Origin of the sequence: Pseudomonas sp. TE3-3-F2023, assembly GCF_036784815.1 — a bacterium.
Taxonomy (GTDB): Bacteria; Pseudomonadota; Gammaproteobacteria; order Pseudomonadales; family Pseudomonadaceae; genus Aquipseudomonas; species Aquipseudomonas pudica.
In genome coordinates this window covers 2,847,772-2,860,344 of the sequence record NZ_CP145113.1, presented here as the reverse complement: position 1 = coordinate 2,860,344, position 12,573 = coordinate 2,847,772, and the positions used below count along the sequence as shown (strand labels likewise).

Sequence of the window (12,573 nt, the reverse complement as noted above, 5' to 3'; positions counted from 1 at the left end):
GTAGGAGCGGCCTTGTGTCGCGATGGGCTGCACAGCAGCCCCAATAGCCACCTACACTGTCCCTGATTGCCTCTGATTTCCTCAGGAGCCACCATGGACGATTCCAGCCAGGGCAAGCCCCCTACCTTCTGGCAGATGCTGCACAGCATCCTCGCTGCCGCCTTCGGCGTGCAAAGCGGCAAGAACCGCGCCCGTGACTTCACACACGGCAAGGCCAGCCATTTCATTGCGCTGGGGACGCTGTTCACCCTGGTGTTCATTGCCGTGCTGATCGGCCTGGTACAGTTGGCCATGCACCTTGCTCGCTAGCCCTTGAAGGGCAGTGATTTACCTGTGGGAGCGGGCAGGCCCGCGAAAGGGCCGGCACAGGCAAAGCAAAAACGCCTGCGGGACTCCCTCCCGCAGGCGCTCTGGCTGCATCACGGCCTTGAATACAAGTCTACTGGTGGCTGACCCAATACACGGCAGTGACCACCACCAGAACGATCAGGCAGAGGATCGCCCAGGCATCGACGCTGCTGTCAGCTTTGCGGACCTTGGTTGAGTTTCCCATTGCATTGCCTCTTGTAGTGGTTATGGGAATGCACTTCACCACCAGCAGTTAAGACGAGCAATGCCCTTCCCTCAAGCAAGGTCTTTCAATAATTGATCGGTGATGTCAGAAACGGGTACTGGTAATCGGGCGGCCGCCCTTCGGCACTGTAATGCTTGAAATCGATGCCGTAATCGGGCTGTTCCAGGAGTTTCAGCCATCGGCTCGCCTTGCCCTGGTCGATCGGTTGCAACACCGGCACGCGATGCTCGCGCAGGCCATCACGGTTCACTGCCAGCCCCAGGGCATCGTCGTGCAGCATCACCATGGCCCAGCCGCCGAGGCTGAAATGCCCGCCCATCAGCACGCTGAGGCGCCCGTCGATACGTGCCTTCAGGGCCTCGGGCGAGCTGTTGATGGCGCTGAACAGCACATCGCGCCCCGGCGTACGCCCCGCCTCTTCGAACGCCTGCATGGCACCAAAGGCCATTTCGTCGTTGGCCGACCACACCAAGCGGGTGGCCGGATAGCGCTCCAGCAGTTGCTGCGCCTGCTCGTAGGCGCGCTGGCGGCTCCAGCCGCCATATACCACCTGGCGCAGGCGCACCTGGGGGAAGTCGGCCAGGGCGCGGCGCATGCCCTCCTCTCGCAGCTGCGAGGCCGGGGTGGTCTTGACCCCGGCAAACGCCAGCAGGTCCACCGGGCCACTGTCGCGGGGCAATTGCGCGACCATCTGGTGCAACATCTGGAAGCCCGCCTGCTCGTCGTTGGCCGTCAAGGTGCCCAGCAGCTCGGCGTATTTGCCGGGCTGGGCCTCGATGCTGTGGGCCTGGCTGGCAGTCAGGCCGTTGTTGACCAGGAACAGCTTGACCCCGCTGCCGCGCGACAGGCGGATGATCTCCGGCGCCACGTACTGCTCGTTGACCAGCACCAGGTAATCCGGGCGCTGCGGCCCGCCCAGGATCGCCCTGGCGTGGGTCAGCGCCAGGTCGGCGCGGCGTTCGCTGTACTCCACGCGCAGGGTCATGCCCAGGTCGTGCGCAGCGGCCTGCATGAAGCGGCTATAGCTGGTCCAGAACGTCTCGGTGGACAGGCCCGGGTTGAGGAAAACCACCGAAACAGGCTGCGCGCTTGCCGCCAGCGGCAAGACAAGACACAAGCTTTGGCACAATGCCTTGAGCATGGGCTGACATCCCTGCGAAGCAAACATCGGATTATAAACGCCAGGCCATACCGAGCACACAAATGGCAGTCAGTCTCACATAGTCCATTTGGTTCTTTTCATATGCAAAAACATCACTTTAGCGCATAAACGCAACCTGCTATCGTTCCCCGGCTCCGAAGCGGAGTGCGCGGCCGTGCGCGCGAATAGCTGCATGCCTGAGACAGGACTTTTATGTACGTATACGACGAGTACGATCAGCGGATCATCGAGGACCGCGTCAAGCAGTTCCGTGATCAGACCCGCCGCTATCTGGCCGGTGAGCTGAGCGAAGAAGAATTCCGCCCTCTGCGCCTGCAGAACGGCCTTTACATCCAACGTTTCGCACCGATGCTGCGCGTCGCCGTGCCGTACGGCCAGCTGAACGCCACCCAGGTCCGCACCCTGGCCAAGATCGCCCGCGACTACGACAAGGGCTATGCCCACATCTCCACCCGCCAGAACGTGCAGTTCAACTGGCCGGCCCTGGAAGACATCCCGGACATCCTCGCCGAACTGGCCACCGTGCAGATGCACGCAATCCAGACCAGCGGCAACTGCCTGCGCAACACCACCACCGACCAGTTCGCCGGTGTGGCCGCAGACGAAATCATCGACCCGCGTCCGTGGTGCGAGATCGTCCGCCAGTGGACCACCTTCCACCCGGAATTCGCCTACCTGCCGCGCAAGTTCAAGATTGCGATCAACGGCTCGCAGGAAGACCGCGCCGCCATCGAAGTGCACGACATCGGCCTGGAGCCGGTGCGCAATGCCGCTGGCGAGCTGGGCTTCCGTGTACTGGTCGGTGGCGGCCTGGGCCGTACCCCGGTGGTGGGTTCGTTCATCAACGAGTTCCTGCCGTGGCAGGACCTGATCAGCTACCTCGACGCCATCCTGCGCGTGTACAACCGTTACGGTCGCCGTGACAACAAGTACAAGGCGCGGATCAAGATCCTGGTCAAGGCACTTACCCCGGAAGTGTTCGCCGAAAAGGTCGAGGCCGAAATGGTCCACCTGCGTGGCGGCAGCACCACCCTGACCGAAGCCGAAGTGCAGCGTGTATCGCGCCACTTCGTCGACCCGGCCTACCTGGCCCTGGACAACTTCGACTATGCCGCCCAGGACGCCGAGTACCCAGGCTTCGCCCGCTGGCGCTCGCGCAACACCCGCGCCCACAAGCGCCCTGGCTACGTGGCCGTGACCCTGTCGCTGAAGCCCACCGGCGTTGCCCCGGGCGACCTGACCGACAAGCAGCTGGACGCCGTGGCCGACCTGGCCGAGCGCTACAGCTTCGGCTTCCTGCGGACCTCGCACGAGCAGAACATCATTCTCGCCGACGTCGAGCAGCGCCAGCTGCACGCCCTGTGGCTGGAACTGCGCGAAAGCGGCTTTGCCACCCCGAACATCGGCCTGCTGACCGACATCATCTGCTGCCCGGGTGGTGACTACTGCTCGCTGGCCAACGCCAAGTCGATCCCGATCGCCGAATCCATCCAGCGCCGCTTCGACGACCTGGACTACCTGTTCGACATCGGTGAGATCGACCTGAACATCTCCGGCTGCATGAACGCCTGCGGCCACCACCACGTGGGCCACATCGGCATCCTCGGCGTGGACAAGAAGGGTGAGGAATTCTACCAGGTGTCGCTGGGCGGCAATGCCGCACGCGGCGCGAGCCTGGGCAAGATCCTCGGCCCGTCCTTCGCTCAGGATGACATGGCCGATGTGATCGAGAAGCTGATCGCCGTGTACGTCGAGCAACGTACCGAGGAAGAGCGTTTCATCGACACCTACCAGCGTATCGGCATCGACCCCTTCAAGGAACGCGTCTATGCAGCGAATCATTAAGAACAACCAGATCGTCGACGAAACCTGGCATCTACTGCCCAAGGAAACGTCCTTTGACGAGCTGACCAACTGCGACGACTACATCGTCCCGCTGCAGATGTGGCGCGACCATGCCCATGCGCTCAAGGCCCGCGACGGCGGGCTGGGCATATGGCTGGACAGTGACGAAGAAGCCGAAGAAATCGGCGAAGAGGTGCAGCACTTCCAGGTCATCGCGCTGAACTTCCCGGCGTTCACAGACGGGCGCAACTACTCCAATGCGCGCCTGCTGCGTGACCGCTACAAGTTCAAGGGCGAGCTGCGCGCCATTGGCGACGTGTTGCGCGACCAGCTGTTCTTCATGGCCCGTTGCGGTTTCGACGCATTTGCCATCCGGGCCGACAAGGACCCGGAAGACGCACTGCAAAGCCTGAAGGACTTCTCGGTGACCTACCAGGCCGCCACCGACGAGCCGCTGCCGCTGTTCCGCCGCCGCTGATCGTCACCTTGCAATGCCAGACGGCCCGCCTTCATGGCGGGCCGTTGCGTTTCCTGATCGAGAATTCAAGTTCGCCGATGGCTTGCCGACATCACGCAGGAACGTATCAGTAAAGCGCAGGGAGCGTGAATGAATCCGATTACACCGATCATACGCACGACGCAGACCTACCTTCCCGCTTCCACGGTAACACCAGGCAATGCCGTGAAAGCCGCAAGCGCCACAGCTGCAAGCAGCAAGGTCAGCATAGGCCAGTCGCCGCCCAGCACCGACATCGGCATTTACAATGCCAAAGGTACCCTCGGCAGTGGGCAGGTTCGCTATGTCTGGGAGCATGACGGCATCGACAGGCTGAGCCTGAACATGTTCAGCGCGATTCAGTCCTCCTCCACCGCATCCCGGTTCCAGGGACTGGGCGCAGCATTGCTGGAACAACTGGCAGCCAATGGCGGGCAACGCATTTCCCAATCAGGCTTGGCAATTGACAGCGCTACGGCAACAGAACCCATGCTGCTTGGGCTTCAACAGGCCAGGTTGCGCGAATTCGCCACGGACAGCGTGACCTTCACCCTGAACACGGCCTCCGGCGCGACCGTTTCACTGGGGCTTTACAACAGCGACAGAGGCTTGGCGGTAGATGCCGAGGTGCTCGGTGGCAACCTGACCGCCGGCGAACTCGACGGCCTGACTAAGATGGCGGACAGCTTCCAAGGTGCCCTCAACGGCCTTGCTCAGGAACCCCCTGGCCTGAAGCTCGGCGCGCTGGTCAAGCTAGACCCCGCACTCTTCACCGGCCTGCAGTTCAAGGCACAGCTGGAAACCGCAGGCGGTGCTCGGCAGACGTTTGCCCTGCAAATGGACGAGCATACGCGCAGCCTGGAACTCCAGGCACCGTCCGGCAATGTGAAAATGAACTTCGACACCCAAGGCGGCACCTTGCTCGGCAGCGAGGCGCAACGGCAAGCAGCAGTGTCGAACTACCTGACCCAATTCGACGCCGCGCAGCAACGCGGGAACGGCAATGAACAGCTGATGACGCTGTTCAAAGATGCATTCCGCCAGCTCAATAGCGTGGACGACGCAGCCCTGCGCCCAGCCAATCATGACACCTGGCTGAACAAGACCAGCCGCCTGCTGCTCAGTGGCATGGCCGATTTCAATGCTTCGCTCACTACACCCGAGCAGCGAACCAACCCCATGCGCCCGCATGAGATAGACAGCTTCGATTACACCGTTTCACAGACCACCACCCGCAATGGCGGGGCAGCGAACCTGAGCCTGCAACAGGACCAGCAGAGCACGCTGAAGGCCTCTTGGCACGAGAGCCTCAACCCCTGGGTAGAGCTACAACTCACGCTCGACAGCAAATCGCAGGACTACCGTTATCATGAGGTGCATGACCAAGCCAGCAGTTCGACCCGCATAGGCTTTGTCAACAATGTCCTGGTCGAGGCCACTGCCACCCAGCAGGCCAGTCAGCAGGAGCGTGTACGCACCTACCAGCAAGCCGAACTGCAGTCTGACATGACCACCTCTGCCTCGGCCGCACAGTCACGCGACCTGCTGGACATGCTCGATGAGTTCCTGGCCCAGGACCGGCAGGCGCGACGTCTTGGCCTTGGCTCCAGGCTCGAGCAGCAGGTCCAGTCGCTGCGGAACCTGTGGTTGCTGCAGTCCAACCCGGCATTGATCGACGACTGATGTTTGCATCTGCCTGCCCCTGTCGCCCTTCAGCGGGCGCCAGGGAGCGGGATGAATTGCCTGGCGTTCGCTCACGATCGGCCCGCCTATTCTTGACTGCAGGACAAAGGACCTTGGCCCTGCCCCAGCTTAATCAATCCCCGCCAAACCCGCACACTGCTCCCACACGAACAGCCCGAGCCTTGAGTCTCGGTTCAGTTCACCTCCCTTACTCACCAGGAGCAGATCCATGAGCATTCCATCCTTCGGCCTCGGCACCTTCCGCCTCACCGGCCAAGCCGTCATCGACTCGGTCAAGTCGGCCCTGGAACTGGGCTACCGGGTCATCGACACTGCGCAGATCTACCAGAACGAAGCCGACGTCGGCCAGGCCATCGCCGAAAGCGGCGTCAAGCGCGACGAGCTGTTCATCACCACCAAGATATGGGTCGAAAACTACGCCGCCGACAAGCTGATCCCCAGCCTGCGCGACAGCCTGCAGAAGCTGCGCACCGACTACGTCGACCTGCTGCTCATCCACTGGCCTGCCCCGGGCAACGGCGTTGAGCTGCCCGAGTACATGGCGGCCCTGGCCGAAGCCAAGAAGCTGGGCCTGACCCGCCAGATCGGCGTGTCCAACTTCAACATCGACCTGACCCGCCAAGCCATCGAAGTGGTCGGCAAAGGCGAAATCGCCACCAACCAGATCGAACTCAGCCCGTACCTGCAGAACAGCAAGCTGACCGCCTTCCTCAAGGAGCAAGGCATCACCGTCACCTCCTACATGACCCTGGCCTACGGCAAGGTGCTGAAAGACCCGGTACTGGCCGACATCGCCGCCAAGCACAAGGCCACCGTCGCTCAGGTTGCCCTGGCCTGGGCCCTGCAGCTGGGCTACGCAGTGATCCCGTCGTCGACCAAGCGCGAAAACCTGGCCAGCAACCTGCTCGCCCGTGACCTGAAGCTGGACGCCGACGACATGGCACGCATCGCCAAACTCGAGCGCAATGGTCGCGAAGTCAGCCCTGACGGCCTGGCGCCAATCTGGGACTGATACCATGACCACGCCCCTCGAACGCCTGACCGCTGGCGGCTTCAGCATCGGCCTGGAAGCACCGCTGGACCACGACTGGACGCCCGCCGGCGACCAGGCGCGCCGCCGTGACGGCCGCCAGTTCGGCGAGCCTGACCTGGCCCGCCACGCAGCACTGGCACAACTGGCCGATCGCCTGGGCTACCGCGCCCTGTGGGTCCGCGATGTGCCGCTGTACGACCCATCGTTCGGCGACGCCGCCCAGGTGTTCGAGGTGTTTGCGTACCTCGGCTACCTTGCCGGCATAACCCGCGACATCCTGCTCGGCACGGCTGCCGTGGTGCTGCCGATTCGCGAACCGCTGCTGACCCTTAAATCGGCCAACAGCGTGCAGCGCCTCAGTGGCAACCGCCTGCTGCTGGGCGTGGCCAGTGGTGACCGGCCGGTGGAGTACCCGCTATTCGGTCGGGATTTCGAGGGGCGTGGCAACGCATTCCGCAAACAGGTCGCGCTGCTGCGTGATGGTGCCAACGGCCACCTGCCCGAAGGGCTGGCCGTGCTACCCAGTACCGCTTCGCCGCTGCCGTTGCTGGTAGCCGGCCTGGCCCAGCAGAGCCCGCAATGGATCGGCAGCAACCTGGACGGCTGCCTGGCCTACCCCGGCACACCGGACGACCACCGGCACCGTATCGCCGCCTGGCGCGCGGTGGCGGGCAACAAGCCTTACAGCAGCTTCATCCATCTGGACCTGGCGGACAACCCCGACGAACCGCTGCAACGCTGGCGCTTCGGTTTCCGCGGCGGCCGCAAGGCGCTGGCGGCCGAGCTCGGCGCCCTGCGCGCGGTGGGTGTCGACCATATCGGCCTGCACCTGCGGCGTAACGTGCGGCCGCTGGACGAAACCCTGCGCGAAATCGCCGAATACGTATTGCCACAATTCCATGAGACAAAAACCCAACTGACGGAGGCCACCCCATGACAGGAGCACGCGCAATGAAGAGCGGGCACGTCCTGTTTGCCTTGGCCATCGGCGCCTTCGGCATCGGCACCACCGAGTTCACCCCGATGGGCCTGCTGCCGGTAATTGCCCAAGGTGTCGATGTCAGCATCCCCAGCGCTGGCATGCTGATTACCGCCTATGCCATCGGGGTGATGGTCGGTGCGCCGATCATGACCCTGCTGTTCAGCCGTTTCGGCAAGCGCGCCGCGCTGATGGCGCTGATGGCCATTTTCACCCTCGGCAACCTGCTGTCGTCGCTGTCGCCGGACTACTACACCCTGCTCGCCTCGCGCCTGGTCACCAGCCTCAACCACGGCGCGTTCTTCGGCCTTGGTGCCGTAGTGGCTGCCAGCGTGGTGCCCAAGGAGAAACAGGCCAGTGCCGTGGCCACCATGTTCATGGGCCTGACCATTGCCAACATCGGCGGCGTGCCGGCCGCCACCTGGATCGGCCAGCAGGTCGGCTGGCGCATGGCCTTTGCCGGTACTGCCATGCTGGGCCTGCTGGCCATGGCCGCGCTGTGGTATGCCCTGCCCAAGGGTGAGCGCGGCAGCGTGCCGCACGTGCGCAAGGAGCTGGCGGTCATCGCCCGGCCCAGCGTGCTGCTGGCAATGGCCACCACCGTGCTCGGTGCCGGCGCCATGTTCACCTTGTACACCTATGTCGCACCGGTACTGGCCGAACTGACCGGCGCCTCGGATAGCTTCGTCACTCTGGGCCTGGTGCTGATCGGCGTGGGCTTCACCCTGGGCAACAGCCTGGGTGGCCGCCTGGCCGACTGGTCGCTGGATGGGGCGGCGCGGATCTTCCTCGCGGCACTGGCAGTGATCATGCTGCTGATGCCGCTGGTGCTGGGCAGCCACATCGGCGCCGCCATCGCCTTGCTGGTGTGGGGCATGTTCACCTTTGCCGTGGTACCGCCGCTGCAGATGCGGGTGATGACCGCCGCCATCGAAGCACCGGGGCTGGCCTCGTCGATCAACGTGGGTGCGTTCAACCTGGGCAATGCCGTGGGCGCGGCGCTGGGTGGTGCGGTGATCAGCCTGAACCTGGGCTATGCGGCAGTGCCGATGGCAGGTGGCGTGCTGGCGGCTGCCGGGCTGCTGCTGGTGTGGCTGGGCGGGCGTAGCAAGGCTGCCGGGAAAACCGCAGCCGACGCAGCCAGATAGAGCCCCCCCGCAAGAGCGCGCCTGGCATGGCACCTCGGCATTGTTCCACGCACTGCAATTATGATGTGCCAGGCGCACCCATTCTCTGTTCGGTCAGCGGCTACTACTCTCCTACAAGCCAATCGAACTGAGGAGTACCGCGATGTCCCGTCCACCCCTGCCGCCCTTCACCCGCGAAAGCGCCATCGAAAAGGTCCGCCTGGCCGAGGATGGCTGGAACGGCCGCGACCCGGCCAAGGTTGCGCTTGCCTATACCGTCGACACCGTGTGGCGTAACCGCGCCGAGTTCCCGCGTGGCCGTGCCGAGGTCGAGGCGTTTCTGACGCGTAAGTGGAACCATGAACTGGAGTACCGCCTGATCAAGGAGCTGTGGGCCTTCACCGGCAACCGCATTGCCGTGCGCTATGCCTACGAGTACCACGACGACAGCGGCCAGTGGTACCGTGCCTATGGCAACGAGAACTGGGAGTTTGCCGACGACGGGCTGATGCAGAACCGTCATTCGAGCATCAACGAGCACCCTATCAGCGAAGCCGAGCGCAAGTTCCACTGGCCGTTGGGCCGGCGCCCGGATGATCACCCAGGGCTCAGCGAAATGGGGCTCTGATCAACCCTGCGGCAGCATGATCCTGACTTCCAGCCCACCGCCCGGGCGGTTGCCCAGGGTCATGCTGCCACCCTGCTCCAGCACGATGGCCCGTGCTGCGGGCAGGCCCAGCCCAACGCCACCGGTATTGCGGTTGCGTGAACCTTCGATACGGTAGAACGGCACGAATACCTGCTCATGCAGCTCCGGCGCGATGCCCGGCCCGCGATCCAGCACGGTAATCTCGATCTGCCTGGCGCTCACCGCCAGCACCACCGTTGGCTCACAGCCGTACTTCGCTGCATTGTCGATCAAGTTGACCAGCACACGCCTGATACCCACTGGCCGCCCCGTGTACACGCAGCGGCGCGGCCCGCTGAGGCCGACCTCGACCCCCGCGTCCTTGAAGTCGTCCACCACGGTCAGCAGCAACTCGCCCAGGTCGAATACGGTCGTCTGTTCCAGCCGTGCATCATCACGGAAGAACTCCAACGCCGCATCGACCATCGCCTGCATCTCGTCGACGTCCTTGAACAACTTGGCCTGCAACTGGGCATCGTCGACGAACTCGGCGCGCAAGCGCATGCGCGTCAGCGGTGCACGCAAGTCATGGGAAATGGCCGCGAGCATCTGGGTGCGGTCGTTGAGAAAATGCTTGAGCTGCGCCTGCGTGGCATTGAACGCGAGAATGGCCTGGCGCAGGTCGTGCGGGCCGACCACCGGAATGGGCGGGGCGTTGAAATCCTTGCCAAAACGCCGCGCCCCTTCGGCAAAGCGCTCCAGCGGCTTGGCCAGGTAGCGCGTGGCCAGCAGCGCGACGGCAAGGCTGGAAACCAGCATCAGGCCAAGGATGATCAGGTTGCGAGGCAGTTCATCCAGCCCCCAGCTACGGTTGGTGGCGCGGAACAGCACCCAGGACTTGTCGCTCAGCTCGATCATCAGCGCATAGCCGCGCTCAGGTGCGTATTCCGGCATGTCGGACGGTGCAAAGGCCTCGACCCTGGCATCCGGGCGCTTGAGCAGCGTGCGCAGGATAGGCGTGCCCTCGCTGAACTCGGCATCGACCAGCACTGGCACGCCCGCTTCGTCATGCCGGCGCAACCATCGCACGGAGTATGAGCCGTCGCCCGCCGCACTGGCGATGTTGGCACGTTGCGCCATGGGCGCGGCGTCGAGGATGCGGGTAACCGCTGCAACCTTCTCGATAACCCCGCTCTCCAGCAGCGGAGGCTGCGCCCAGGCACTCAACAGCAGGCTGAACAGTCCCTTGAGCAGCAGCAGGAACAGCATCGCCGTCAGGGTGGTAAGCGCGATCCAGCGGGCAATGGTGATCCTGGGCCTTGGCAGCGCCTGGCGAACCCTGGCCAGCAGCTTCATCGCCTCGCGACCGTGGGCGTGAAAAGGTAACCGGCATTTCGCAGGGTACGGATCAAGGGCTCGTTGCCGTTGTCGGTTTCAAGCTTGCGGCGCAGCCGGCTCACCTGGACATCGATGCTTCGGTCATAGGCGTCATACGCATTGCCACGAGCCATATCCAGCAACTGCTGGCGGCTGAGCACCCGCCGCGGATGTTCGGCGAACACCAGCAGCAGCTCGAACTCACCGTTGGACAGAGGGATCATGACGTTGTCCGGCGAACGCAGTTCGCGCCGCACGACATCCAGCCTCCACCCGGCAAACTCCAGGGTCGCGCAGGCATGGCTCGCCGTGCCACCGGCCGCTTCCCCGGCACGGCGCAGCACTGCCCTCACCCGGGCCAGCAGTTCACGGGCGGCGAACGGTTTGGTCAGGTAGTCGTCTGCCCCCAGCTCCAGGCCAACCACCCGGTCACTCAACTCGCCCATGGCGGTGAGCATGATCACTGCCACTTTGTGCTCGGCCAACAGGCGCTGGCACAACACCAGGCCACTGTCGCCAGGCAGCATCACATCCAGGATGACCAGGTCCGGCACCCGCCGCTCAACGGCTTGCCAGAGCCCCTTGCCATCCGTGGCCACATCAACCTCGTAGCCATGCTGGCAGAGAAACTTCTGCAGCAGGTCGAGCACCTCGACATCATCGTCGACTATCAGCAAATGGCTCACAAAAAAGCACCGCAATACAAGGTTATCAAGCCGTACTTTAAGGCCATCCCCGCGCAACCGTCATATATTTCAACTTGGTAACAAAGTGTCGACGCCGAGAAAATCCAGACATTTCCAGGCAAAGAAAACCGCGCAGCATCGGCGCCAGTTCTTGCCAGGAATGTATCCATGTCCCTTTCATCATCCGCCTCCCGCTCAGCGCGCTCTGCCGCGCTGGCCTTGTCGCTGCTTGCGGCGGGAGGCTGCAGCCAACGTGCACCGGCCACGGCGGCCTGCGGCAATGTCGCCTATCAGGTCAGTGACCCGGCGGAGCCCGCCAACCGCGCCGTATTTGCCTTCAACCGCACGGTCGACGACTATCTGCTGGCTCCCGTCGCCAGGGGCTACACCGCGCTGCCCGGTTTTGCCCGACAGGGCATGCACAACTTTGCCAGCAACTTCGGTGAGCCCAAGGTGTTCGTCAACGACCTGCTGCAGGGCAACGGCGAACGAGCGATGACCAGCCTCTCCCGCTTCATCTTCAACACCACCTTGGGTGTGGCGGGGCTGGTCGATGTGTCTGGCAAGATGGGGCTGAGCCAGCATCGCTCGGACTTTGGCCAGACCTTCGGGGTGTGGAACATCGCCGCTGGCCCCATCGTCGAGTTGCCGCTGCTGGGCACCCACAACCTGCGCGATGCCACCGGCACGCTGCTGGGCCTGGCACTGGACCCGTTTGGCGGCAACAGCGATACCGTCGAAACCATGGGCAACGTAGCCACAGCCGGCGGCATCGTCGATACACGGGCCGAAGCACTGCCTTTGACCGACCTGCTGCGCACCTGGCCTGACTACTACCTTGCGCTGCGTGACTACACCGCGCAGCGGCGCAGCAACCGGGTGGCAGAAGGCAAGGCCGGCGAGCCGGGAGCGTGGCCAGTGGATTGTGCAGGGGGTGCCCGTGAAGAATGATGCCCAAGCCG

General features: G+C 63.7%; 12 protein-coding genes. 9 read left to right on the top strand and 3 right to left on the bottom strand.

The features are described from left to right. Nucleotides 1-93: 93 nt before the first annotated feature. Nucleotides 94-309: a DUF2970 domain-containing protein gene (locus tag V3314_RS13010; RefSeq protein ID WP_046615696.1), complete on the top strand. Its 216-nt coding sequence runs from the start codon at nt 94-96 to the stop codon at nt 307-309. Nucleotides 310-638: 329 nt separating this feature from the next. Here the strand turns inward: V3314_RS13010 and V3314_RS13005 are convergent, their stop codons facing one another. Beyond that, on the bottom strand, nt 639-1,715 hold the full coding sequence (locus V3314_RS13005) for an ABC transporter substrate-binding protein (protein ID WP_153670982.1): 1,077 nt from the start codon (nt 1,713-1,715) through the stop codon (nt 639-641). Between the two features lie 213 nt (nt 1,716-1,928). On the opposite strand from V3314_RS13005, the gene V3314_RS13000 reads away from it, so the two are divergent. The 7 genes from V3314_RS13000 (at nt 1,929) to V3314_RS12970 (ending at nt 9,548) form a co-directional block, all read left to right on the top strand. Further along, nucleotides 1,929-3,581: a nitrite/sulfite reductase gene (locus V3314_RS13000; RefSeq protein ID WP_046615698.1), complete on the top strand. Its 1,653-nt coding sequence runs from the start codon at nt 1,929-1,931 to the stop codon at nt 3,579-3,581. Further along, a complete protein-coding gene (locus V3314_RS12995; protein ID WP_046615699.1) occupies nt 3,565-4,059 on the top strand; it encodes a DUF934 domain-containing protein in 495 nt (164 codons plus the stop codon). The genes V3314_RS13000 and V3314_RS12995 overlap by 17 nt, the downstream gene beginning before the upstream one ends. Before the next feature lie 204 nt (nt 4,060-4,263). After that, nucleotides 4,264-5,760: a hypothetical protein gene (locus tag V3314_RS12990; RefSeq protein ID WP_338460303.1), complete on the top strand. Its 1,497-nt coding sequence runs from the start codon at nt 4,264-4,266 to the stop codon at nt 5,758-5,760. A 229-nt stretch (nt 5,761-5,989) separates the two neighbouring features. Further along, nucleotides 5,990-6,793 (top strand): 2,5-didehydrogluconate reductase DkgB, encoded by an 804-nt coding sequence (dkgB, locus tag V3314_RS12985; protein WP_046615701.1) that lies wholly within the window; start codon nt 5,990-5,992, stop codon nt 6,791-6,793. 4 nt (nt 6,794-6,797) lie between these two features. Then, the gene (locus V3314_RS12980; protein WP_046615702.1) at nt 6,798-7,751 is read left to right on the top strand and encodes a TIGR03571 family LLM class oxidoreductase; all 954 of its coding nucleotides are present in this window, start codon (nt 6,798-6,800) and stop codon (nt 7,749-7,751) included. Further along, nucleotides 7,748-8,941: an MFS transporter gene (locus tag V3314_RS12975; protein ID WP_230385118.1), complete on the top strand. Its 1,194-nt coding sequence runs from the start codon at nt 7,748-7,750 to the stop codon at nt 8,939-8,941. The genes V3314_RS12980 and V3314_RS12975 overlap by 4 nt, the downstream gene beginning before the upstream one ends. A gap of 142 nt (nt 8,942-9,083) precedes the next feature. Next, nucleotides 9,084-9,548 (top strand): nuclear transport factor 2 family protein, encoded by a 465-nt coding sequence (locus tag V3314_RS12970; RefSeq protein WP_046615704.1) that lies wholly within the window; start codon nt 9,084-9,086, stop codon nt 9,546-9,548. Here the strand turns inward: V3314_RS12970 and V3314_RS12965 are convergent, their stop codons facing one another. After that, the gene (locus V3314_RS12965; protein ID WP_046615705.1) at nt 9,549-10,904 is read right to left on the bottom strand and encodes an ATP-binding protein; all 1,356 of its coding nucleotides are present in this window, start codon (nt 10,902-10,904) and stop codon (nt 9,549-9,551) included. Then, the gene (locus V3314_RS12960) at nt 10,901-11,611 is read right to left on the bottom strand and encodes a response regulator (RefSeq protein ID WP_338460302.1); all 711 of its coding nucleotides are present in this window, start codon (nt 11,609-11,611) and stop codon (nt 10,901-10,903) included. The genes V3314_RS12965 and V3314_RS12960 overlap by 4 nt, the downstream gene beginning before the upstream one ends. Before the next feature lie 168 nt (nt 11,612-11,779). Between V3314_RS12960 and V3314_RS12955 the strand changes: the two genes are divergently transcribed. After that, entirely contained in the window at nt 11,780-12,562 is a 783-nt protein-coding gene (locus V3314_RS12955; RefSeq protein WP_135002265.1) for a VacJ family lipoprotein, read from the top strand. The last annotated feature ends 11 nt before the right edge of the window (nt 12,563-12,573 follow it).

What these genes read in the sequence shown, in the direction of transcription:
- V3314_RS12975 (WP_230385118.1), top strand. Translation starts at nt 7,748, where the DNA reads ATGACAGGAGCACGCGCAATGAAGAGCGGGCACGTCCTGTTTGCCTTG.
- V3314_RS13005 (WP_153670982.1), bottom strand. Translation starts at nt 1,715, where the DNA reads ATGCTCAAGGCATTGTGCCAAAGCTTGTGTCTTGTCTTGCCGCTGGCG.
- V3314_RS13010 (WP_046615696.1), top strand. Translation starts at nt 94, where the DNA reads ATGGACGATTCCAGCCAGGGCAAGCCCCCTACCTTCTGGCAGATGCTG.
- V3314_RS12970 (WP_046615704.1), top strand. Translation starts at nt 9,084, where the DNA reads ATGTCCCGTCCACCCCTGCCGCCCTTCACCCGCGAAAGCGCCATCGAA.
- V3314_RS12980 (WP_046615702.1), top strand. Translation starts at nt 6,798, where the DNA reads ATGACCACGCCCCTCGAACGCCTGACCGCTGGCGGCTTCAGCATCGGC.
- V3314_RS12955 (WP_135002265.1), top strand. Translation starts at nt 11,780, where the DNA reads ATGTCCCTTTCATCATCCGCCTCCCGCTCAGCGCGCTCTGCCGCGCTG.
- V3314_RS12995 (WP_046615699.1), top strand. Translation starts at nt 3,565, where the DNA reads ATGCAGCGAATCATTAAGAACAACCAGATCGTCGACGAAACCTGGCAT.
- V3314_RS12965 (WP_046615705.1), bottom strand. Translation starts at nt 10,904, where the DNA reads ATGAAGCTGCTGGCCAGGGTTCGCCAGGCGCTGCCAAGGCCCAGGATC.
- V3314_RS13000 (WP_046615698.1), top strand. Translation starts at nt 1,929, where the DNA reads ATGTACGTATACGACGAGTACGATCAGCGGATCATCGAGGACCGCGTC.
- dkgB (WP_046615701.1), top strand. Translation starts at nt 5,990, where the DNA reads ATGAGCATTCCATCCTTCGGCCTCGGCACCTTCCGCCTCACCGGCCAA.